This window comes from Escherichia sp. E10V5 (assembly GCF_004212315.1).
GTDB lineage: Bacteria > Pseudomonadota > Gammaproteobacteria > Enterobacterales > Enterobacteriaceae > Escherichia.
In genome coordinates, this window is record NZ_RHJM01000006.1 from 201686 (window position 1) to 223285 (window position 21600).

Genomic DNA, 21600 nt, shown 5'->3' on the forward strand with positions numbered 1-21600 from the left:
TTCCTTAATATGCGCGCAGCGTCTGGAAAACCGAGGCCAAAAGGCGTGCGTCTTTAATGCCCGGTTGCGACTCTACAGCAGAATTAAAATCAAGCCCGGCGCAGCCGGTTTGTGCCGCTTCCACGCAGTTATCTGCGCCTAAGCCACCCGCCAGCAGGACGTTGCCAAGCGATTGACCATTTAACAGTGACCAGTTGAAACGTTGCCCGCTTCCACCCTGGCCGTTGTCGAAAACATATTTATCGACGTGCTGAAAATCGCGCGCGGGAAGAGTTTCACCGACGCTCAATGCTTTCCAGATGGCAACGTTAGCGGGCAGCACGTCACGCAGTGCGTCGATATATTGCTGATCTTCATTACCATGCAGTTGCACTGCTGCCAGCGATAACACCTTAGTTTTGTCCACCACATCGGCAATATCGTGATTGCGGAACACGCCAACATACTGCAACGGTGCAGCAGCCATCACTTCCTGCGCCTGTTCAACGCTGACGCAACGCGGTGATGTCGCAACAAAAATCAACCCACCGTAAATCGCGCCCGCGTCATAAGCTGCTTTAGCATCTTGCCCACGCGTCAGGCCACATACTTTATTCTCACCCAGCAACACCCGGCGCACGGCGGCGTTCAAATCGTCATGGGCCATCAACGCCGAACCAATCAGAAAACCGTTAGCGAAGTGGCTTAACTCGCGCACCTGAGCGTAGGTATTGATGCCGGATTCGCTGATTACCGTCACGTTGTGCCCCAGTTTCGGCGCAAGCTCGCGGGTACGGTTGAGATCAATCGACAAATCACGCAGATCGCGGTTGTTGATGCCAACGACCTTTGCCCCCAATGCAATGGCGCGCTCCAGTTCCTCTTCATTACTGACTTCGGTCAGCACACCCATCTCCAGACTGTGGGCGACAGCAGCAAGCTGGCGATATTGTTCATCGTCCAGAACCGACAGCATTAATAAGCAGGCATCGGCCTGGTAATAGCGCGCCAGATAGATCTGGTAAGGGTCGATAATAAAGTCTTTACATAAAATAGGCTGCGGGGCGATTTGGCTGACGATGGGGAGGAAATCAAAGCTCCCCTGAAAATATTTCTCATCAGTCAGCACCGAAATTGCCGAAGCGTAATGCTTATAAATCGAGGCAATGCGTGCCGGATCGAAATCATCACGGATCACGCCTTTCGACGGCGACGCTTTCTTGCACTCCAGAATAAACGCCGTGCGTGCACCCTGTAGCGCATCATAAAAATGTCGCGTGCTCGGCTGAACCTCATTCTGAAAACTGGCCAGCGGTTGCTGCTGTTTGCGGGCTTCTACCCAAATCGCCTTGTCTGCGACGATTTTCGCTAAAACGGTTTGCATCATTTACCCTCGTGCCGCCAGTGCGGTGACTCTGTCGTAAGCGGAACCACTGCGCAGTACCTCAAGAACGGTTTGCGCATTGGCTTGCAGATCTTCATGGCCATGCAGGCGCATTAACATGGCGACATTCGCCGCGACGGCTGCTTCATGGGCGGCGTCGCCTTTACCTTGTAACAAGCGTGTTAAAATGTCACGGTTTTCTTCCGGTGTTCCGCCAGCCAGTTGCTCCTGGTGGTAGGGCGTCAGGCCAAAATCTTCAGCGGTCAGTTGATAGCTTTTAATTTCACCATCGTGCAGCTCGGCAACAATGGTCGGAGCGTGTAAGGACACTTCATCCATTCCACCGCTGTGCACCACCGCTGCACGTTGATACCCCAGCACGCGCAAGGTTTCGGCAATTGGCAGCACCAGTTCCGGGCTGTAGACACCAATTAACGCCAGCGGAGGATGCGCTGGGTTAATCAATGGCCCCAGCACGTTGAACAGGGTGCGAGTTTTCAGTTGCTGGCGAACCGGCATCGCGTGGCGAAATCCGGTGTGATATTTCGGCGCAAAGAGGAAACAGACGCCTAATTCATCCAGCGCCTGGCGCGATTTATCGGCATTCATATCAAGATTAATACCGAACGCCGCCAGCAGATCCGACGAGCCAGATTTACTGAAGACGCTGCGGTTACCGTGTTTCGCCACTTTCAGCCCACAGGTCGCGGCGACAAACGCACTGGCGGTCGAAATATTGATACTGTTGCTGCCGTCACCGCCGGTGCCGACGATATCGGCAAACAGATAATCAGGGCGCGGGAACGGCGCGGCGTTTTCCAGTAGCGCAGTTGCTGCTCCGGCGATTTCGTTCGGGTGCTCGCCGCGAATTTTCATGCTCACCAGCGCCGCCGCGAGCTGTTCTGGCTTCAGCTCGCCACGCACCACCGCTGAAAAAAGCTGGTGGCTTTCTTGTTGGCTAAGCGTCTGTGCCTGATACAGTTTTTCCAGAATCGGTTGCAGCGTGTTGGTTGGCTCTAGTTTCTGCTGCGCCCAGGCCAGCGTTTGTTCCAGCAGGCGAGCGCCCTGAGTGGTAAGAATGGATTCCGGATGGAACTGGAACCCACAAACGCGATCCGCATCGTGACGCACCGCCATCACCATGCCATTAAAATGGGCGTTGATGGTTAAACCTGCCGGAATGTTACTGCCAACCAGCGAGTGATAACGCGCCACCGGCAGCGGGTTTGTTAATCCGGCAAACATCGCCTGACCGTCATGTTCAATGCTCGACGCTTTACCGTGAAGAATTTCGCCCGCCTGACCGACATAGCCCCCGTAAGCTTCGACAATCGCCTGATGTCCGAGGCAAATGCCAATGATTGGCAGCTTACCGCGCAGGCGGGTGAGGAGTTCCGGCATACAACCGGCTTCGCTTGGCACACCGGGGCCAGGAGAAAGCATCAGTACCGGATTGCTCATCGTCGCCAGGCGTTCAATTAAGGTCTGCGCTGGAATATGGTTGCGGTAAATCACCACGTTATGACCATTGCTGCGCAACTGATCTGCCAGGTTGTAAGTAAAAGAGTCGATATTATCGAGCAGCAGAATGTCAGCCATCAGAATGTCTCCTGTGCATGATGCGCGGTGGCAATAGCGCGCAGTACAGCGCGGGCTTTATTACGGGTTTCGTCGGCTTCCGACTGCGGAACAGAATCAAGTACCACGCCAGCACCGGCCTGCACGGTGGCGACTCCGTTCTCTACCAGCGCCGAGCGGATCACAATGCAGGTGTCGAGATCGCCATGCGCGGTGAAATAACCTACTGCGCCGCCGTAGCTGCCGCGTCGACGACCTTCCGCTTCGGCAATTAACTGCATAGCGCGTACTTTCGGCGCACCGCTTAACGTCCCCATATTCATACAGGCGCGATAAGCGTGCAGGGCGTCGAGATCGTGGCGCAGCTCACCGACCACGCGGGAGACCAGGTGCATCACGTAAGAGTAACGGTCAACTTTGGTGAGATCGGCGACGTAGCGGCTGCCGGGGGTACAAATGCGTGCCAGATCATTACGGGCGAGATCCACCAGCATCAGATGTTCAGAAAGCTCTTTATGATCGGTACGCATTTCCAGTTCGATGCGGCTGTCGAGGTCTCTGTCCAGTGAACCATCGGCACGACGACCGCGTGGACGTGTTCCGGCAATTGGGTAGATCTCAATCTGGCGGTTGGTGGCGTCATACTTGAGCGAGCTTTCCGGCGACGCGCCAAACAGGGTGAAATCATTATCCTGCATAAAAAACATGTACGGGCTGGGATTACTCTTTTTCAGCACGTAATAGGCCGCCAGCGGTGACGGGCAGGGCAGAGAGAAACGGCGAGATGGCACCACCTGGAAAATTTCTCCGGCGCGAATCGCTTTTTGCAACAAACGCACTACGCCACCGAACTCTTCATCGCTCTGGTTACATTCACAACGCATATGCGGCACGGAAACCACCGGCAGCGGCGGCGCGTCTTCGGTCAGTCGCTGGCGCAACTCGTGCAGGCGCGTAGTGAGACGCTGTTTTTCTTCTTCATTGGGAGCAAACAGGCTTGCCTGAATGCGGGTGCTTTTTTTCTGATGGTCAATCACCATCAGCGTTTCAGCGAGATAAAAACAGAAATCAGGGCAGTTATTTTCCGCTGACAATTGCGGTAAATCTTCAAATCCCGCCACAAGGTCATAAGAGAACAGCCCGCCGAAGAACATTGCTTCTCGTTCTTCCTTCGGTACATTCAACAGATTCTGTAATAAGCGGAAAGCGTCAAAAACCGAAAGGGAGCATAAGCGGGCGTCTTCATCCAGCAGTGGACTGACAGGGGGGAAGCGCAGCACACGGCAGTTTGGTGATTGTTCATTTTCCACACCCGCAGGCAGGGCGTTATCCAGTAGTGTCAGCAGGGCTTCGCCATTGCCGGAAAGCGCCTGAATTGTGACAGTGTCACCTAAAGCTGTAATGCGCAGCGCACTGTCTACCAGCAGCAGGCTTTTTAAATCATCTTTGCTGTCGATATCTGCGGATTCCAGCAGCAGCGTTGCTGGACGATCCCCACACAACTGGTGAAAAAGCGCGGTGGGATTATCGCGATAAGCGCCTTCGCAGGTTAACAATTCGAGAGTCGGTTTTTGTGTTTGCATTGTTATTCTCTAATTTTGTTCAAAAAAAAGCCCGCTTATAAGGCGGGCTGGGTATCTGATTGCTTTACGCATGGTGAATACACTGCCCGTTTCAGGAAGTGCGCCACCAACCTTTCAGTACGAAAATCGCTTTCATTGTCGATACCCTTTTTACGTGAACTTGCGTACTAGTTAACTAGTTCGATGGTTAATTGTCAACAGCTCATTTCAGAATATTTGCCAGAACCGTTATGATGTCGGCGCCAAAAACATTATCCAAAACGGGAGTGCGCCTTGAGCGACACGAATTACGCAGTGATTTACGACCTGCACAGCCATACCACAGCTTCCGATGGCTGCCTGACGCCAGAGGCGTTGGTGCACCGTGCGGTCGAGATGCGCGTCGGCACTCTGGCGATCACCGACCATGACACCACAGCTGCAATCGCGCCAGCAAGAGAGGAAATTTCACGTTCGGGACTGGCGCTGAATCTTATTCCCGGCGTGGAAATTTCCACGGTCTGGGAAAATCATGAAATTCATATTGTCGGGCTGAATATTGATATTACTCATCCGCTAATGTGTGAGTTCCTCGCGCAGCAGACAGAACGGCGCAATCAGCGGGCGCAGCTAATTGCCGAAAGACTTGAAAAAGCGCAAATACCGGGGGCGCTGGAAGGCGCGCAACGACTGGCGCAGGGCGGTGCGGTGACGCGCGGTCATTTTGCTCGTTTCCTGGTGGAGTGCGGCAAAGCCAGTTCAATGGCGGATGTCTTTAAAAAGTATCTGGCGCGCGGGAAAACCGGATACGTTCCGCCACAGTGGTGTACAATAGAACAAGCTATTGATGTCATTCATCATTCTGGCGGTAAGGCGGTGCTTGCTCATCCTGGGCGGTACAATCTTAGTGCTAAATGGCTGAAAAGATTGGTTGCGCATTTTGCCGAACACCACGGCGACGCGATGGAAGTCGCGCAGTGCCAGCAATCGCCCAATGAACGTACCCAGCTGGCGACACTTGCCCGCCAGCATCATTTATGGGCATCACAAGGATCTGATTTTCATCAGCCATGCCCGTGGATCGAACTGGGTCGTAAACTCTGGCTGCCCGCTGGCGTTGAAGGCGTCTGGCAGCTATGGGAACAGCCGCAGAACACCACAGAGAGGGAATTATGAGCCAGTTTTTTTATATTCATCCTGATAACCCGCAGCAACGTCTGATCAACCAGGCGGTGGAGATCGTGCGTAAAGGCGGGGTGATTGTTTATCCAACCGATTCCGGCTACGCACTCGGCTGTAAAATTGAAGATAAAAACGCGATGGAGCGTATTTGTCGTATTCGCCAGCTGCCGGACGGTCACAACTTTACCCTGATGTGTCGCGATCTTTCTGAACTTTCGACCTATTCATTCGTGGATAACGTTGCGTTTCGTTTAATGAAAAACAACACGCCGGGCAACTATACCTTCATCCTGAAGGGGACGAAGGAAGTGCCACGCCGTCTGTTGCAGGAAAAACGCAAAACCATTGGGATGCGTGTGCCTTCTAACCCGATTGCGCAGGCGTTGCTTGAAGTATTGGGCGAACCGATGCTTTCCACATCGCTGATGCTACCGGGCAGCGAATTTACCGAATCCGATCCGGAAGAAATTAAAGACCGTCTGGAAAAACAGGTGGATTTGATTATCCACGGCGGCTATCTCGGGCAGAAACCGACAACGGTCATTGATCTTACCGATGATACGCCGGTCGTGGTGCGTGAAGGCGTGGGTGATGTGAAGCCTTTCTTATAAAAAATTGCGTTCCACGGATGGAAGATTATGGCAGGGATATATCGCTGCATTTTGCTGTTGATAGTTGGGCTTTTTTTCTCTTCGTTGAGTTATGCGAAAAACACGGAGATCCCTTCATATGAAGAAGGGATCTCGCTCTTTGATGTTGAAGCCACTCTGCAACCGGATGGGGTGCTCGACATCAAAGAGAACATTCATTTTCAGGCGCGAAATCAGCAGATTAAGCACGGGTTTTATCGTGATTTACCCCGACTATGGATGCAGCCTAATGGTGACGCGGCGCTGCTGAACTATCGCATTATTAGCGTCACCCGTGATGGCGTTCCTGAACTCTGGCATCTTGACTGGCATATCGGGTTAATGAGTATTGTCGTGGGCGATAAACAACGTTTCTTGCCTCAAGGCGACTATCATTATCAAATTCATTATCAGGTTAAAAATGCTTTTCTACGCGATGGTGACTCTGACCTGCTAATCTGGAACGTGACCGGTAACAACTGGCCGTTTGAAATTTATAAGACCCGATTTTCTCTCCAGTTCTCTAATATTGCGGGTAATCCATTTAGCGAAATCGATCTCTTTACTGGAGAAGAGGGCGACACATATCGAAATGGGCGCATCCTTGAGGACGGAAAAATTGAATCTCGCGATCCGTTTTATCGTGAAGATTTCACGGTTCTCTACCGCTGGCCTCATGCCTTGCTGGATAATGCCCCGGCACAACACACGGCGAATATCTTTAGCCATCTTTTTTGGCCCTCAACATCGTCTCTTATCATTTGGTTACCGTGTTTGCTCCTGGCGTGTGGATGGTTATATCTCTGGAAGCGCAGGCCGCAATTTACGCCGGTAGATGTGATTGAAACCGATGTCATTCCGCCAGATTATACGCCCGGCATGTTACGTCTCGATGCGAAACTGGTTTACGACGATAAAGGTTTTTGTGCCGATATCGTAAATCTGATTGTGAAAGGAAAAATTCATCTGGAAGATCAGTATGACAAAAATCAGCAAACCCTGATTCGTGTTAATGAAGGCGCGACCAGAAATAATGCGGTATTACTGCCCACCGAACAGTTATTACTGGAAGCGCTATTTCGTAAAGGCGATAAGGTCGTTCTTACGGGGAGGCGCAACAGAGTCTTACGCAGAGCATTTTTACGGATGCAGAAATTTTATCTGCCGCGTAAAAAGTCTTCGTTTTACCGACCTGATGCGTTTTTGCAATGGGGCGGAATGGCGATATTGGCGGTCATTCTCTACGGTAACCTGAGTCCGGTAGGTTGGGCAGGAATGAGTCTGGTGGGCGATATGTTTATTATGGTCTGCTGGCTTCTTCCTTTTTTATTTTGTTCCCTTGAGCTTTTGTTTGCCCGCGATGATGACAAGCCTTGCGTTAATCGTGTAATCATCACTTTGTTTTTACCACTGATTTGTTCAGGCGTGGCCTTCTATTCTCTCTATATCAATGTCGGAGATGTATTCTTTTACTGGTACATGCCGGCGGGTTATTTTAGCGCTGTTTTCCTGACCGCTTATCTCACTGGCATGGGGTATATTTTTCTGCCAAAGTTTACCCAAACTGGGCAGCAACGTTATGCCCACGGTGAAGCTATCGTTAACTATCTTGCGCGTAAAGAGGCGGCAACGCACAGTGGGCGGCGGCGGAAAGGGGAAACACGGAAGCTGGATTACGCGTTGTTAGGTTGGGCTATATCGGCAAATTTGGGGAGGGAATGGGCGTTACGCATTGCCCCTTCGCTTTCTTCGGCGATTCGCGCTCCAGAGATTGCCCGTAACGGCGTTTTATTCTCATTACAGACGCACCTGAGTTGCGGGGCCTATACCAGTTTGTTGGGGCGGAGCTATTCCGGTGGTGGTTCTGGCGCTGGTGGTGGTTGGTAATAAAGCCGATGTTAATCGAAACAAGCTTTAACCATAAAGATCGTGTATGATGTTCCGCCTCAAAGGCAGGCCAGCTACGGCCTGAAGAGTTCAAACAGACTTTACTATCAGTGAGTCAGATGTAAGTTCTGACTCATTGTTGCACAAAAGCATACCAGACGCCTGGGAAGGCGACACCAAAAGGAAGCTCAATGAGCGAAAAGTTACAGAAAGTGCTGGCGCGTGCCGGCCACGGTTCTCGCCGTGAAATCGAATCTATTATTGAAGCCGGTCGTGTGAGTGTTGATGGCAAAATTGCCAAACTCGGCGATCGCGTTGAAGTTACCCCTGGGCTGAAAATCCGTATCGATGGTCACCTGATTTCGGTACGTGAGTCCGCTGAACAAATTTGTCGCGTTCTGGCCTATTACAAACCAGAAGGTGAGTTGTGTACCCGTAACGATCCGGAAGGGCGCCCAACGGTGTTTGACCGTCTGCCGAAGCTGCGTGGCGCACGCTGGATTGCCGTGGGTCGTCTGGACGTTAACACCTGTGGTCTGTTGCTGTTCACCACCGATGGTGAACTGGCAAACCGTTTAATGCATCCAAGCCGTGAAGTTGAACGTGAATATGCCGTGCGTGTATTTGGTCAGGTTGACGACGCGAAACTGCGTGATTTAAGCCGTGGTGTGCAGCTGGAAGATGGTCCGGCAGCCTTTAAAACCATCAAGTTCAGCGGCGGTGAAGGGATCAACCAGTGGTACAACGTTACTCTGACCGAAGGCCGTAACCGTGAAGTTCGTCGTCTGTGGGAAGCGGTTGGCGTGCAGGTAAGTCGCCTGATCCGTGTGCGTTACGGTGATATTCCACTGCCGAAAGGTCTGCCACGTGGCGGCTGGACGGAGCTGGATCTCGCCCAGACTAACTATCTGCGCGAACTGGTGGATCTACCGCCAGAAACCAGCTCTAAAGTCGCTGTAGAAAAAGATCGTCGTCGCATGAAGGCAAATCAAATTCGACGTGCGGTGAAACGTCATAGCCAGGTGAGCGGCGGTCGTCGTTCTGGCGGACGTAATAATAACGGTTAATTTAAGATGAGTATAAAATAAAGGCCCTGCGGGGCCTTTTCTTCATTTGAAGCATGATAAATAGTCGCAGTATTTTAATTTAATTTCATACTTGCTTATGAATAATGCCCGGAAATAGCCACATTACTATTTAATTATCTGAGATAAACTCAACGTCAAGAGGTGGGTTATGATTAGATATAGTGGAATATTTCTATCGCTGTTAATGCTTTCAGGTTGTGCAACTGAAGCATTGAAAAACGAACAAGCTGAAACTGTTATTACTGTGGGTAACAAAGCGGTGGCAGCGAATGCAAGTTTCTTTAAACAATATTATGCTTCTCGTGAAAACTTCCTTGTTAATTTCTATGCAACTAATCCGGATTGTGCCCTGCGACCTGATTATGCCATAGATATAGGCGGTGATGGTAATGGAGGGAAATTATGCCAGCGTCCAGGGCCAAATACAAAACAAGTACAATTAGTCCCTTTCGAGAAAGAAAAATTACTGGCTTCAATGGAAGTCATTAATAGCATGAGCGCTTATGTAGAACTTCTGACTGAGGATATGGCAACAACGGAAAGTCAGCAAGTGGCATTACTTAAACAGGCTCTGGATCACGCAAACAACGCACAAACGCTACTTGGTGTTTCATATAGCAAAGATTTAGCTCAGTCTGCAGCGGCGGTTAAATATTTAGTAAATTATTTCAATGAGTTATATATAATAAAAGTCAATTCTGGGAAAATAGGTAAAACGGTAGATGAAAACTGGGTAAGACTTATAAAGAACATGACAGTTTTGCGTAATGATATTTATACAAAAAGCAACAAGATTGAAAATTATACCTTTGCGAATGTGCATGATAATATGTTCTATTATAATACGGCATCTAAAAACTCTAAGAATACAGAGTTTAACACGCTGAAAAACAGGAAAGAGTTTCTAAGTTCAGTAATCAATGTGAATGAAACCAGACTACAGGCATCGGCACCTGCCATGCCTGCGATTGAGGCTTTAAATGCCTTTATAGATAAGGGTGATTATCTGAAAAGCTTATACGTTAATAAAACACGCACGGCAGCTGAACAAAAAAGGTTAAATGAGATATTACGCGCACAGGTCATTAGTGGGTTAAAGGCGTCTGAGGGGCTGGCAAAATTACTTATTGCCAGCGGAATAATGTTATAGGAGGCTTTTTATGAACGATGTGCAAAATCGTAGGATACTGGCATTACTTGATATGCTGTATAATACCCTGGGCAATAAAACCACATGCAATGTTTGTCATAAATATTTTATCCATATCCTCACAGTTATGAACAACCTGACGATTAACTATGGTACTGAAACTTCGCCAGAGTTAGCCGAGATAAATTATGACAATGCTAATGCGTTAATTACTGAATTGATATTATTTATTGAAGATGTTGACGCTGAGAATCATGGAACATATCAGAGACATTTTAATGAGATTACACGCATTCTGAATTTTGCTATTGCCGCTTGAATATAATTATGATTAAAGCACCTCAAGAGGTTTCTTTTGAGGTGCTTTCACTTAGTAATCGATCCCTATCTGCGCTTTTACGCCAGCATCAAACGCATGTTTCACGGGGCGTAACTCACTTACCGTATCCGCCAGTTCAAGAATATCCCGATGACAACCACGACCCGTGATAATCACCGTCTGCTGATCTGGACGTTCATTTAACGCCTGCACCACTTCTTCAAGTGGCAAATAGTCATACGCCACCATATAAGTCAGCTCATCGAGCAAAACCATATCCACTGAGGGATCTGCCAGCATCCGCTTTGCATGTTGCCAGACTTCACGGCAGGCGGCGGTATCAGACTCGCGATTTTGCGTATCCCAGGTAAAGCCCGTTGCCATCACCTGAAACTCAACGCCATGTGGCTCCAGCAAATTGCGCTCGCCGTTAGGCCAGGTACCTTTAATAAACTGCACGACCCCCACTTTTTTGCCATGGCCAACCGCGCGAGTTGCGGTACCAAATGCCGCGGTGGTTTTGCCTTTTCCATTGCCGGTAAAGACGATGACAATGCCACGCTCATCCTGCGCTTGCGCCACGCGAGCATCAACTTTCTCTTTAACACGCTGCTGACGCTGTTGGTAGCGTTCATCACTCATTGGGAAATTCCTGGTTTGCGGCCCGGTTGGGCGTCAAAGGTCATGCCGGTTTTACGGCGGCTGTCATCGCCCATCAGCCATAAATAGAGTGGCATGATATCGGCGGGTGTTTTGAGTTTCTGTGGATCTTCGGTGGGGAAAGCACTGGCACGCATTGCAGTACGTGTACCGCCGGGGTTAATGCAGTTGACGCGCAGGCGCTGCTGATATTCATCGGCCAGCACTTGCATCATTCCTTCGGTGGCAAATTTCGACACCGCATATGCGCCCCAGTTGGCACGCCCCTGACGCCCAACGCTTGATGAGGTAAAGACCAGCGAACCGGCGTCCGATTTGAGTAATAAAGGAAGCAGTGCCTGGGTGAGCATAAAGGTGGCATTAACGTTGACCTGCATGACGTCCTGCCAGACCTGCGGATTTTGCTCGCGCATTGGGCAAACATCGCCGAGCAATCCGGCGTTATGCAGCACGCCGTCCAGACGCGGGTAATTAACAGCAATACGCTGTGCCAGTTGTTGGCAGTCTTCGGACGTACAGGTCAGCAAATCGAGAAGAAACCATTGCGGCTGGCGTCCTGTCTCTTCGAACATGCTCTGGGCCACCTGACGTAATTTTTCTTCGTTCCGGCTCAGCAGAATGACCGTCGCGCCATAGCGCGCATAAGTTAAAGCGGCTTCACGACCAATGCCGTCGCTGGCGCCTGTCACCAGGATAATACGATCATTGAGTAAATCTTGTTTTGGTTGGTAATGCATGGCTACTCCCCGACGACATCAACAGTCGCGCTGCCAGTGTACTTTATGACTTTGGGGTTTTATGCCTGAAACAGGAGGGCATTTCAATCAGCCTGGGGCGATAACGCCGTAAAATGAATACTTTGTCATACTTTCGCCGCAATAACATCTCTGCGAGACGGCTTAACATGCCTGTTGTAAACTGTGAGCCAAAGCGTTGTTTAACCAAGGTGGGACTCGTGGAATTGTTGTCTGAATATGGTTTGTTTTTGGCGAAAATCGTCACCGTTGTGGTGGCGATTGCGGCTATTGCCGCCATTATTGTCAATGTTGCTCAACGTAATAAACGCCAGCGTGGCGAGTTACGAGTCAACAATCTCAGCGAACAGTATAAGGAGATGAAAGAAGAACTGGCTGCGGCGCTGATGGATCCACATCAGCAAAAACAGTGGCACAAAGCGCAGAAGAAAAAGCACAAGCAAGAAGCGAAGGCAGCGAAAGCAAAAGCCAAACTGGGCGAGGTGGCAGCCGAAAGCAAGCCACGAGTCTGGGTGCTGGATTTCAAGGGCAGCATGGACGCCCATGAAGTGAACGCGCTACGTGAAGAGGTTACTGCGGTACTCGCGGCATTTAAACCGCAGGATCAGGTCGTTCTGCGTCTGGAAAGCCCCGGAGGCATGGTACATGGTTACGGTCTGGCGGCTTCACAGTTGCAGCGCCTGCGTGATAAAAATATTCCTTTAACCGTTACGGTAGACAAAGTGGCTGCCAGCGGCGGTTACATGATGGCCTGTGTGGCGGATAAAATTGTTTCAGCGCCGTTTGCAATCGTTGGCTCTATTGGTGTTGTGGCGCAAATGCCCAACTTTAACCGCTTCCTGAAAAGCAAAGATATTGATATCGAACTGCACACTGCCGGGCAGTATAAGCGCACGCTGACAGTGCTGGGTGAAAACACCGAAGAAGGGCGCGAGAAATTCCGCGAAGAACTGAACGAAACGCATCAGTTATTTAAAGATTTTGTGAAGCGTATGCGTCCGTCTCTGGACATTGAAATGGTGGCAACCGGTGAACACTGGTACGGACAACAGGCGGTGGAGAAAGGCCTGGTTGACGAAATCAACACCAGTGATGAAGTGATCCTTAGCCTGATGGAAGGTCGTGAAGTGGTCAATGTACGCTATATGCAGCGTAAACGGTTGATCGATCGATTCACTGGCAGCGCGGCAGAGAGCGCCGACCGATTGTTGCTACGCTGGTGGCAACGCGGGCAAAAGCCGTTGATGTAAAAGATGAACGCGAGGGTAAAACCTCGCGTTTTGCTTTAATCGACCAGATGGTATTTTTCCGAGAGCACATGGGCCAGGTGTTTGAACATATTAAACACCGCGGTGCTTTTCGCTGTCGGCAATCCTTGTTCATCTAAAAAATAATCGCCGCTAAACACCAGCACGCCATTACGCTGCGTGACGCCGGTGGCTTCAATCCCTGCGAGCGTATCCTCATGCTCACGTATGATTTTGTTAGCCTCTTTCAACAGCGTTTCGCGGTCGATGGGTTGTGTCTCTTTGTTCATTATTTACTCCTTAAACAAGGACATTAGTCTACGCCAGGCATGGCTTGCAGACAAATATACCACGCTGACGGCAAGAGCGCCTTACTGGCAACTTTGGATTTTGCATGCTAATAAAGTTGCGTAACGGATTTTATCAGGTACAGTGTGACGCTTTCGTCAATCTGGCAATAGATTTGCTTGACATTCGACCAAAATTACGTCGTGCTATAGCGCCTGTAGGCCAGACCTGTTAACTCAGTCACCTGAATTATCGTGAACAGAGTCACGACAAGGGGTTGATATCCGCAGAGAGCGAGTCCATATCGGTAACTCGTTGCCAGTGGAAGGTTTATCAATGTGCGACGCATTCCTGGAAGAATCAAATTAGGTAAGGTGAATATGGGTAAAGCTCTTGTCATCGTTGAGTCCCCGGCAAAAGCCAAAACGATCAACAAGTATCTGGGTAGTGACTACGTGGTGAAATCCAGCGTCGGTCACATCCGCGATTTGCCGACCAGTGGCTCAGCAGCCAAAAAGAGTGCCGACTCTACCTCCACCAAGACGGCTAAAAAGCCTAAAAAGGATGAACGTGGCGCTCTCGTCAACCGTATGGGGGTTGACCCGTGGCACAATTGGGAGGCGCACTATGAAGTGTTGCCAGGTAAAGAGAAGGTCGTCTCTGAACTGAAACAACTGGCTGAAAAAGCCGACCACATCTATCTCGCAACCGACCTTGACCGCGAAGGGGAAGCCATTGCATGGCACCTGCGGGAAGTGATTGGTGGTGATGATGCGCGCTATAGCCGAGTGGTATTTAACGAAATTACGAAAAACGCGATTCGTCAGGCATTTAACAAGCCAAGTGAGCTGAATATCGATCGTGTTAATGCCCAGCAGGCGCGTCGCTTTATGGACCGCGTGGTGGGGTATATGGTTTCTCCGCTGCTGTGGAAAAAAATTGCTCGTGGTCTGTCTGCCGGGCGTGTGCAGTCGGTAGCGGTCCGCCTGGTGGTTGAACGTGAGCGTGAAATTAAAGCGTTCGTACCGGAAGAGTTCTGGGAAGTGGATGCCAGCACGACCACGCCATCCGGCGAGGCATTGGCTTTGCAGGTGACTCATCAGAATGACAAACCGTTCCGCCCGGTCAATAAAGAACAAACTCAGGCTGCGGTAAGTCTGCTGGAAAAAGCGCGCTATAGCGTGCTGGAACGTGAAGACAAACCGACCACCAGTAAACCTGGCGCTCCTTTTATTACCTCTACGCTGCAACAGGCTGCCAGCACCCGTCTTGGTTTTGGCGTGAAAAAGACCATGATGATGGCGCAGCGTCTGTATGAAGCAGGCTATATCACTTACATGCGTACTGACTCCACTAACCTGAGTCAGGACGCGGTAAATATGGTTCGCGGTTATATCAGCGATAATTTTGGTAATAAATATCTGCCGGAAAGTCCGAATCAGTACGCCAGCAAAGAAAACTCACAAGAAGCGCACGAAGCAATTCGTCCTTCTGACGTCAATGTGATGGCGGAATCGCTGAAGGATATGGAAGCGGACGCACAGAAACTTTACCAGTTAATCTGGCGTCAGTTTGTTGCCTGTCAAATGACCCCGGCGAAATATGATTCCACCACGCTGACCGTCGGTGCAGGCGATTTCCGCCTGAAAGCACGCGGACGTATTCTGCGCTTTGATGGCTGGACGAAAGTAATGCCTGCGCTGCGTAAAGGCGATGAAGATCGTATTTTACCGGCAGTCGATAAAGGCGACTCTCTGTCGCTTGTTGAACTGACTCCGGCACAGCACTTTACCAAGCCGCCAGCCCGTTTCAGCGAAGCCTCGCTGGTTAAAGAACTGGAAAAACGCGGTATTGGTCGTCCGTCTACCTATGCGTCGATTATTTCGACCATCCAGGATCGCGGCTATGTGCGTGTGGAAAACCGTCGATTCTATGCGGAAAAAATGGGTGAAATCGTAACCGATCGTCTGGAAGAAAATTTCCGCGAATTAATGAATTACGACTTCACCGCGCAGATGGAAAACAGCCTCGACCAGGTGGCAAATCACGAAGCGGAATGGAAAGCCGTACTGGATCACTTCTTCTCGGATTTCACCCAGCAGCTTGATAAAGCGGAAAAAGATCCGGAAGAGGGCGGTATGCGTCCAAACCAGATGGTTTTGACCAGCATTGATTGCCCTACCTGTGGCCGCAAAATGGGTATTCGTACAGCGAGCACCGGGGTATTCCTTGGCTGTTCTGGCTATGCGCTGCCGCCGAAAGAGCGTTGCAAAACCACCATTAACCTGGTGCCGGAAAACGAAGTACTGAACGTACTGGAAGGCGAAGACGCTGAAACTAACGCCCTGCGCGCCAAACGTCGTTGCCCGAAATGCGGCACGGCGATGGACAGCTATCTCATCGATCCAAAACGTAAGTTGCATGTTTGTGGTAATAACCCAACCTGCGATGGTTACGAGATCGAAGAGGGCGAATTCCGCATTAAAGGTTATGACGGCCCGATCGTTGAGTGTGAAAAATGTGGCTCTGAAATGCACCTGAAAATGGGGCGTTTCGGTAAATACATGGCCTGCACCAACGAAGAGTGTAAAAACACGCGTAAGATTTTACGTAACGGAGAAGTGGCGCCACCGAAAGAAGATCCGGTTCCGCTGCCAGAATTAGCGTGCGAAAAATCGGATGCTTATTTCGTGCTCCGTGACGGCGCTGCTGGAGTGTTCCTGGCTGCCAACACCTTCCCGAAATCTCGTGAAACGCGTGCGCCGCTGGTGGAAGAGCTTTATCGCTTCCGCGACCGTCTACCGGAAAAACTGCGTTATCTGGCGGAGGCTCCGCAGCAAGATCCAGACGGTAATAAGACAATGGTTCGCTTTAGCCGCAAAACTAAACAGCAATATGTCTCTTCGGAAAAAGACGGAAAGGCAACTGGCTGGTCAGCATTTTATGTTGATGGCAAATGGGTTGAAGGGAAAAAATAACCTTTAAGTCTGTCAGGTTTTTATAAACAAAGGGTCGCAAAAGCGGCCCTTTTTCATTGCATATTATTTTTTCTACATACCTATACACTAAAGCTATAAATGATATAGTGGTTATAGTTATCACTTTTTTTATTATTAAATCGTATTAGTCACCCGCCAGGTGTGGCGAAAAAACGATGTTCTGATGGCGTCTAATTGGATGGTTTAACATGAAATTACAACAACTTCGCTATATTGTTGAGGTAGTCAATCATAACCTGAATGTCTCCTCAACGGCTGAAGGACTTTACACATCACAACCCGGGATCAGTAAGCAAGTCAGAATGTTGGAAGATGAACTTGGCATTCAAATTTTTTCCCGTAGCGGTAAGCACCTGACGCAGGTAACCCCCGCAGGGCAGGAAATTATCCGTATTGCTCGTGAAGTGTTGTCAAAGGTCGACGCCATTAAATCGGTAGCCGGTGAACACACCTGGCCTGATAAAGGTTCGCTGTATATTGCCACTACCCATACTCAGGCACGTTATGCGCTGCCAAATGTCATTAAAGGCTTTATCGAGCGTTATCCTCGAGTTTCTTTGCATATGCATCAGGGCTCGCCGACACAAATTGCTGATGCAGTCTCTAAAGGTAATGCTGATTTCGCAATTGCCACGGAAGCCCTGCATTTATATGAAGATTTAGTGATGTTGCCGTGCTACCACTGGAACCGGGCCATTGTGGTAACCCCGGATCATCCTCTGGCGGGCAAAAAGGAAATCACGATTGAAGAACTGGCGCAGTATCCGCTAGTAACCTATACCTTCGGCTTTACCGGCCGTTCCGAACTGGACACAGCGTTTAACCGCGCAGGGCTGACACCGCGTATTGTCTTCACAGCAACTGATGCTGACGTCATTAAAACCTACGTTCGTCTTGGGCTGGGAGTAGGGGTCATTGCCAGCATGGCGGTCGATCCGGTTTCAGACCCCGATCTGGTGCGTGTCGATGCACATGATATCTTCAGCCACAGCACAACTAAAATTGGTTTTCGCCGTAGTACGTTTTTACGCAGCTATATGTATGATTTCATTCAGCGTTTTGCGCCGCATTTAACGCGAGACGTCGTTGATGCCGCCGTTGCACTGCGTTCCAATGAAGAAATTGAAGTCATGTTCAAAGATATCAAATTGCCAGAAAAATAATTACCCACGTTATTTCCGGCATCTTTTTATGTGACAAAGGTGCCGGAATATATTCTCTATTCCTTTTTATTTGTTAGTCGCTCACAATATAAATATCCACAAAATTTTTATGGCAAATCGAGCATAAAGTAGTGTCTATTTATCCGCGTTGCAAACTCCACTCTTCAAATATCTATTTCAGGTCAAAAGATTGAATTATTCACTGGAAACGATTCGTAAATTCGCTGGATTTTTGACTAAAGTTTCATTAGGATTTGTCCTATCATTTGATTAATTATACCAATCGTTTAGCATCTTTCTGATAAGTGATGGCGATTATATGAGGTTAGCAATGCCTTCTGGAAATCAGGACCCCCGCCGGGACCCTGAATTAAAACGCAAAGCTTGGCTTGCGGTATTTCTTGGTTCTGCGCTCTTTTGGGTGGTTGTCGCACTGCTGATTTGGAAAGTGTGGGGATAACTATGGTCGTTCAGGAGCAACATCAGGAGCCGTCACCATTATGTCAGCAGAATGACAATGCAACGGAAACGAAACGGGATTGTTCCGTCGTTATACCCCATAGCTGGAAACTAACACCGCAACAGCAAGCCTTTATAGAGATGTTTGCTGAAGATGATCAGCAGAAACAATAATTATCATCATTCTTGTTCCCCAATATATTAATGAATATAACGGCTTTTATTACACCACAGCAATAACAGGTTGAGTTATCTCAACATAAAGTAATAACTGTTAAGGGTGTAGCCTATGATCACTACAAATACGAAATACTGGTCCTGGATGGGCGCATTTTCTCTGTCGATGCTCTTCTGGGCTGAACTCCTCTGGATCGTTACTCACTGATCCCTGACCCCGCTGCGGCGGGGTTTTCTTTTGCTTTGCCACACGTTTTCTCCTCTTTTATCAATTTGGGTTGTTATCAAATCGTTACGCGATGTTTGTGTTATCTTTAATATTCACCCTGAAGAGAATCAGGGCATCGCAACCCTGTTATTAAGGAGGAGCTATGTCGTCAACCCTACGAGAAGCCAGTAAGGACACGTTGCAGGCCAAAGATAAAACTTACCACTACTACAGCCTGCCGCTTGCTGCCAAATCACTGGGCGATATCACCCGTCTGCCTAAGTCGCTCAAAGTTCTGCTCGAAAACCTGCTGCGCTGGCAGGATGGCAATTCGGTCACCGAAGAAGATATTCATGCGCTGGCGGGATGGCTGAAAAATGCCCACGCCGGCCGCGAAATTGCCTACCGTCCAGCCAGAGTGTTGATGCAGGATTTTACCGGCGTACCTGCTGTTGTTGATCTTGCGGCGATGCGGGAAGCCGTAAAACGTCTCGGTGGCGATACCGCGAAGGTGAATCCGCTCTCACCGGTCGATCTGGTGATTGACCACTCGGTGACCGTCGATCGCTTTGGCGATGATGAGGCATTTGAGGAAAACGTACGCCTGGAAATGGAGCGCAACCACGAGCGTTATGTATTTCTGAAATGGGGGCAGCAGGCGTTCAGTCGTTTTAGCGTTGTGCCACCAGGCACTGGGATTTGCCACCAGGTGAACCTTGAATATCTCGGCAAAGCGGTGTGGAGTGAATTGCAGGAAGGGGAGTGGATTGCTTATCCGGATACGCTCGTTGGCACCGACTCGCACACGACCATGATCAACGGTCTTGGTGTGTTAGGCTGGGGCGTTGGTGGAATTGAAGCGGAAGCGGCGATGTTAGGTCAGCCAGTTTCCATGCTCATTCCTGATGTGGTGGGCTTTAAACTCACCGGTAAACTGCGTGAAGGCATTACCGCCACCGACCTGGTGCTGACCGTTACTCAGATGCTACGTAAACATGGCGTAGTAGGTAAATTCGTCGAATTTTACGGTGATGGTCTGGATTCACTGCCACTGGCGGATCGTGCAACCATTGCCAATATGTCGCCGGAATATGGTGCGACCTGTGGCTTCTTCCCAATCGATGCTGTCACTCTCGATTACATGCGGTTAAGCGGCCGTAGTGAAGACCAGGTTGAACTGGTTGAGAAATATGCTAAAGCGCAGGGGATGTGGCGGAACGCAGGTGATGAACCGGTCTTTACCAGTACGCTTGAATTGAATATGGACGACGTAGTCGCTAGTCTTGCCGGTCCAAAGCGTCCACAAGATCGTGTTGCGCTGCCTGATGTGCCAAAAGCTTTTGCCGCCAGTAATGAACTGGAAGTCAACGCCACGCATAAAGATCGCCAGCCGGTCGATTATGTTATGAACGGGCATCAGTATCAGTTGCCTGATGGTGCGGTGGTTATTGCCGCGATAACGTCGTGTACCAATACCTCTAACCCCAGCGTGCTGATGGCGGCCGGATTACTGGCGAAAAAAGCCGTCACCCTGGGGCTGAAACGACAACCGTGGGTCAAAGCGTCTCTCGCGCCTGGCTCGAAAGTGGTTTCTGACTATCTGGCAAAAGCCAAACTGACGCCGTATCTTGATGAACTGGGTTTTAACCTTGTGGGCTATGGTTGTACCACCTGTATTGGTAACTCTGGTCCGTTGCCCGATCCTATCGAAACCGCGATCAAAAAGGGCGATTTAACCGTTGGCGCGGTACTGTCTGGCAACCGTAACTTTGAAGGACGTATTCATCCGCTGGTTAAAACCAACTGGTTGGCTTCGCCGCCGCTGGTGGTTGCCTATGCACTGGCGGGCAATATGAATATCAACCTGGCTTCCGAACCTCTGGGGCACGATCGTAAAGGCGATCCGGTATATCTGAAAGATATCTGGCCATCGACTCAAGAGATTGCTCGCGCTGTTGCGCAAGTCTCCACTGAAATGTTCCGTAAGGAGTACGCGGAAGTTTTCGAAGGGACTGCGGAGTGGAAGGAGATTAAGGTTGTACGATCAGATACCTACGGATGGCAGGATGATTCGACCTACATTCGCTTATCCCCTTTCTTTGATGAAATGCAGGCAACCCCTGCGCCAGTGGAAGATATTCACGGTGCGCGAATTCTGGCAATGCTGGGGGATTCGGTTACCACTGACCATATCTCTCCGGCAGGCAGCATTAAGCCTGATAGTCCCGCGGGTCGATATCTACAAGGTCGTGGTGTTGAGCGTAAAGATTTTAACTCCTACGGTTCGCGTCGTGGTAACCATGAAGTGATGATGCGTGGCACGTTCGCCAATATTCGCATTCGTAACGAAATGGTGGCTGGTGTTGAAGGGGGGATGACGCGCCATCTACCAGGCAATGATGTTATCTCTATTTATGATGCGGCGATGCGCTATCAGCAAGAGAAAACACCGCTGGCGGTAATTGCCGGGAAAGAATATGGGTCAGGTTCGAGTCGAGACTGGGCGGCAAAAGGCCCGCGTCTGCTCGGTATTCGCGTGGTGATTGCAGAATCGTTTGAACGTATTCACCGTTCGAATTTAATCGGCATGGGTATTTTGCCGCTGGAGTTCCCGCAAGGGGTGACGCGTAAATCGTTAGGGCTGACGGGGGAAGAGAAGATTGATATTGCCGATCTGCAAAATCTGCAACCTGGCGCTACGGTTCCTGTGACACTAACGCGAGCTGATGGTGTGCAGGACGTTGTGCCGTGCCGTTGTCGCATCGACACTGCAACAGAATTAACCTATTACCGGAACGACGGTATTTTGCATTATGTCATCCGTAATATGTTGAAGTAATTCAACTTTATTTGCCGGATGTGGATCATCCGGCAAATATATTAAGT

20 protein-coding genes and 1 other annotated feature are annotated in these 21600 nt (G+C 49.8%); of the genes, 13 read left to right on the forward strand and 7 right to left on the reverse strand.

Annotation, left to right across the window (positions count from 1 at the left end; translation table 11 throughout):
* Window positions 1–4: 4 nt before the first annotated feature.
* The 4 genes from trpCF to trpL form a co-directional block, all read right to left on the reverse strand.
* Complete coding sequence (gene trpCF, locus D9738_RS05675) at window positions 5–1366, reverse strand: bifunctional indole-3-glycerol-phosphate synthase TrpC/phosphoribosylanthranilate isomerase TrpF (RefSeq protein WP_171021408.1); 1362 nt, start codon at window positions 1364–1366, stop codon at window positions 5–7.
* Window positions 1367–2962, reverse strand: coding sequence for a bifunctional anthranilate synthase glutamate amidotransferase component TrpG/anthranilate phosphoribosyltransferase TrpD (trpD, locus tag D9738_RS05680; RefSeq protein WP_130259721.1), 1596 nt, complete (start codon window positions 2960–2962; stop codon window positions 1367–1369). It abuts the gene before it with no gap.
* A complete protein-coding gene (gene trpE / locus D9738_RS05685) occupies window positions 2962–4524 on the reverse strand; it encodes an anthranilate synthase component I (RefSeq protein ID WP_130259722.1) in 1563 nt (520 codons plus the stop codon). Before trpE ends, trpD begins: the two co-directional genes overlap by 1 nt.
* A gap of 21 nt (window positions 4525–4545) precedes the next feature.
* Window positions 4546–4639, reverse strand: a sequence feature (Trp leader region).
* Complete coding sequence (gene trpL, locus D9738_RS05690) at window positions 4616–4660, reverse strand: trp operon leader peptide (RefSeq protein WP_001700591.1); 45 nt, start codon at window positions 4658–4660, stop codon at window positions 4616–4618. It overlaps the preceding feature by 24 nt.
* 137 nt (window positions 4661–4797) lie before the next feature.
* On the opposite strand from trpL, the gene rnm reads away from it, so the two are divergent.
* The 6 genes from rnm to D9738_RS05720 all read left to right on the forward strand — a co-directional run bounded on the left by rnm (window position 4798) and on the right by D9738_RS05720 (window position 10758).
* On the forward strand, window positions 4798–5679 hold the full coding sequence (gene rnm / locus D9738_RS05695) for an RNase AM (protein WP_001285663.1): 882 nt from the start codon (window positions 4798–4800) through the stop codon (window positions 5677–5679).
* Entirely contained in the window at window positions 5676–6296 is a 621-nt protein-coding gene (locus D9738_RS05700; RefSeq protein ID WP_001516499.1) for an L-threonylcarbamoyladenylate synthase, read from the forward strand. Before rnm ends, D9738_RS05700 begins: the two co-directional genes overlap by 4 nt.
* A 27-nt stretch (window positions 6297–6323) precedes the next feature.
* On the forward strand, window positions 6324–8201 hold the full coding sequence (locus D9738_RS05705) for a DUF2207 domain-containing protein (RefSeq protein WP_130259723.1): 1878 nt from the start codon (window positions 6324–6326) through the stop codon (window positions 8199–8201).
* A gap of 191 nt (window positions 8202–8392) precedes the next feature.
* Complete coding sequence (gene rluB, locus D9738_RS05710; protein WP_130259724.1) at window positions 8393–9268, forward strand: 23S rRNA pseudouridine(2605) synthase RluB; 876 nt, start codon at window positions 8393–8395, stop codon at window positions 9266–9268.
* 169 nt (window positions 9269–9437) lie between these two features.
* The gene (locus D9738_RS05715) at window positions 9438–10439 is read left to right on the forward strand and encodes a hypothetical protein (protein ID WP_130259725.1); all 1002 of its coding nucleotides are present in this window, start codon (window positions 9438–9440) and stop codon (window positions 10437–10439) included.
* Window positions 10440–10449: 10 nt separating this feature from the next.
* Complete coding sequence (locus D9738_RS05720; RefSeq protein ID WP_130259726.1) at window positions 10450–10758, forward strand: hypothetical protein; 309 nt, start codon at window positions 10450–10452, stop codon at window positions 10756–10758.
* Window positions 10759–10809: 51 nt separating this feature from the next.
* Here the strand turns inward: D9738_RS05720 and cobO are convergent, their stop codons facing one another.
* Both cobO and D9738_RS05730 read right to left on the reverse strand, forming a co-directional pair.
* A complete protein-coding gene (gene cobO, locus D9738_RS05725; protein WP_130259727.1) occupies window positions 10810–11400 on the reverse strand; it encodes a cob(I)yrinic acid a,c-diamide adenosyltransferase in 591 nt (196 codons plus the stop codon).
* Window positions 11397–12155 (reverse strand): YciK family oxidoreductase, encoded by a 759-nt coding sequence (locus tag D9738_RS05730; RefSeq protein WP_130259728.1) that lies wholly within the window; start codon window positions 12153–12155, stop codon window positions 11397–11399. The genes cobO and D9738_RS05730 overlap by 4 nt, the downstream gene beginning before the upstream one ends.
* Window positions 12156–12373: 218 nt before the next feature.
* Here D9738_RS05730 and sohB point away from each other — a divergent pair, with 218 nt between their 5' ends.
* Window positions 12374–13423: a protease SohB gene (gene sohB / locus D9738_RS05735; RefSeq protein WP_130259729.1), complete on the forward strand. Its 1050-nt coding sequence runs from the start codon at window positions 12374–12376 to the stop codon at window positions 13421–13423.
* A 35-nt stretch (window positions 13424–13458) separates the two neighbouring features.
* On the opposite strand, the gene D9738_RS05740 is transcribed toward sohB, so the two are convergent.
* Window positions 13459–13710, reverse strand: a complete 252-nt coding sequence (locus D9738_RS05740; protein WP_130208857.1) for a YciN family protein — start codon at window positions 13708–13710, stop codon at window positions 13459–13461.
* Window positions 13711–14088: 378 nt separating this feature from the next.
* Between D9738_RS05740 and topA the strand changes: the two genes are divergently transcribed.
* The 6 genes from topA to acnA all read left to right on the forward strand — a co-directional run bounded on the left by topA (window position 14089) and on the right by acnA (window position 21553).
* The gene (gene topA, locus D9738_RS05745) at window positions 14089–16686 is read left to right on the forward strand and encodes a type I DNA topoisomerase (protein WP_130259730.1); all 2598 of its coding nucleotides are present in this window, start codon (window positions 14089–14091) and stop codon (window positions 16684–16686) included.
* Window positions 16687–16895: 209 nt separating this feature from the next.
* Window positions 16896–17870 (forward strand): HTH-type transcriptional regulator CysB, encoded by a 975-nt coding sequence (cysB, locus tag D9738_RS05750; RefSeq protein WP_064527218.1) that lies wholly within the window; start codon window positions 16896–16898, stop codon window positions 17868–17870.
* A 319-nt stretch (window positions 17871–18189) separates the two neighbouring features.
* Window positions 18190–18330 (forward strand): YmiA family putative membrane protein, encoded by a 141-nt coding sequence (locus D9738_RS05755; RefSeq protein WP_212741620.1) that lies wholly within the window; start codon window positions 18190–18192, stop codon window positions 18328–18330.
* 2 nt (window positions 18331–18332) lie between these two features.
* Complete coding sequence (locus D9738_RS05760) at window positions 18333–18503, forward strand: hypothetical protein (RefSeq protein ID WP_130208853.1); 171 nt, start codon at window positions 18333–18335, stop codon at window positions 18501–18503.
* Between the two features lie 115 nt (window positions 18504–18618).
* Window positions 18619–18714 (forward strand): small membrane protein YmiC, encoded by a 96-nt coding sequence (gene ymiC, locus D9738_RS05765; protein WP_130208851.1) that lies wholly within the window; start codon window positions 18619–18621, stop codon window positions 18712–18714.
* 163 nt (window positions 18715–18877) lie between these two features.
* Complete coding sequence (gene acnA / locus D9738_RS05770) at window positions 18878–21553, forward strand: aconitate hydratase AcnA (protein ID WP_130259731.1); 2676 nt, start codon at window positions 18878–18880, stop codon at window positions 21551–21553.
* Window positions 21554–21600: the final 47 nt, after the last annotated feature.

Excerpts from the sequence above, each read along its gene's own strand:
- trpCF (WP_171021408.1), bottom strand. The coding sequence starts at position 1,366 with ATGATGCAAACCGTTTTAGCGAAAATCGTCGCAGACAAGGCGATTTGG.
- trpD (WP_130259721.1), bottom strand. The coding sequence starts at position 2,962 with ATGGCTGACATTCTGCTGCTCGATAATATCGACTCTTTTACTTACAAC.
- trpE (WP_130259722.1), bottom strand. The coding sequence starts at position 4,524 with ATGCAAACACAAAAACCGACTCTCGAATTGTTAACCTGCGAAGGCGCT.
- D9738_RS05700 (WP_001516499.1), top strand. The coding sequence starts at position 5,676 with ATGAGCCAGTTTTTTTATATTCATCCTGATAACCCGCAGCAACGTCTG.
- D9738_RS05705 (WP_130259723.1), top strand. The coding sequence starts at position 6,324 with ATGGCAGGGATATATCGCTGCATTTTGCTGTTGATAGTTGGGCTTTTT.
- rluB (WP_130259724.1), top strand. The coding sequence starts at position 8,393 with ATGAGCGAAAAGTTACAGAAAGTGCTGGCGCGTGCCGGCCACGGTTCT.
- D9738_RS05715 (WP_130259725.1), top strand. The coding sequence starts at position 9,438 with ATGATTAGATATAGTGGAATATTTCTATCGCTGTTAATGCTTTCAGGT.
- D9738_RS05720 (WP_130259726.1), top strand. The coding sequence starts at position 10,450 with ATGAACGATGTGCAAAATCGTAGGATACTGGCATTACTTGATATGCTG.
- cobO (WP_130259727.1), bottom strand. The coding sequence starts at position 11,400 with ATGAGTGATGAACGCTACCAACAGCGTCAGCAGCGTGTTAAAGAGAAA.
- D9738_RS05730 (WP_130259728.1), bottom strand. The coding sequence starts at position 12,155 with ATGCATTACCAACCAAAACAAGATTTACTCAATGATCGTATTATCCTG.
- D9738_RS05740 (WP_130208857.1), bottom strand. The coding sequence starts at position 13,710 with ATGAACAAAGAGACACAACCCATCGACCGCGAAACGCTGTTGAAAGAG.
- topA (WP_130259730.1), top strand. The coding sequence starts at position 14,089 with ATGGGTAAAGCTCTTGTCATCGTTGAGTCCCCGGCAAAAGCCAAAACG.
- cysB (WP_064527218.1), top strand. The coding sequence starts at position 16,896 with ATGAAATTACAACAACTTCGCTATATTGTTGAGGTAGTCAATCATAAC.
- D9738_RS05755 (WP_212741620.1), top strand. The coding sequence starts at position 18,190 with ATGAGGTTAGCAATGCCTTCTGGAAATCAGGACCCCCGCCGGGACCCT.
- D9738_RS05760 (WP_130208853.1), top strand. The coding sequence starts at position 18,333 with ATGGTCGTTCAGGAGCAACATCAGGAGCCGTCACCATTATGTCAGCAG.
- ymiC (WP_130208851.1), top strand. The coding sequence starts at position 18,619 with ATGATCACTACAAATACGAAATACTGGTCCTGGATGGGCGCATTTTCT.
- acnA (WP_130259731.1), top strand. The coding sequence starts at position 18,878 with ATGTCGTCAACCCTACGAGAAGCCAGTAAGGACACGTTGCAGGCCAAA.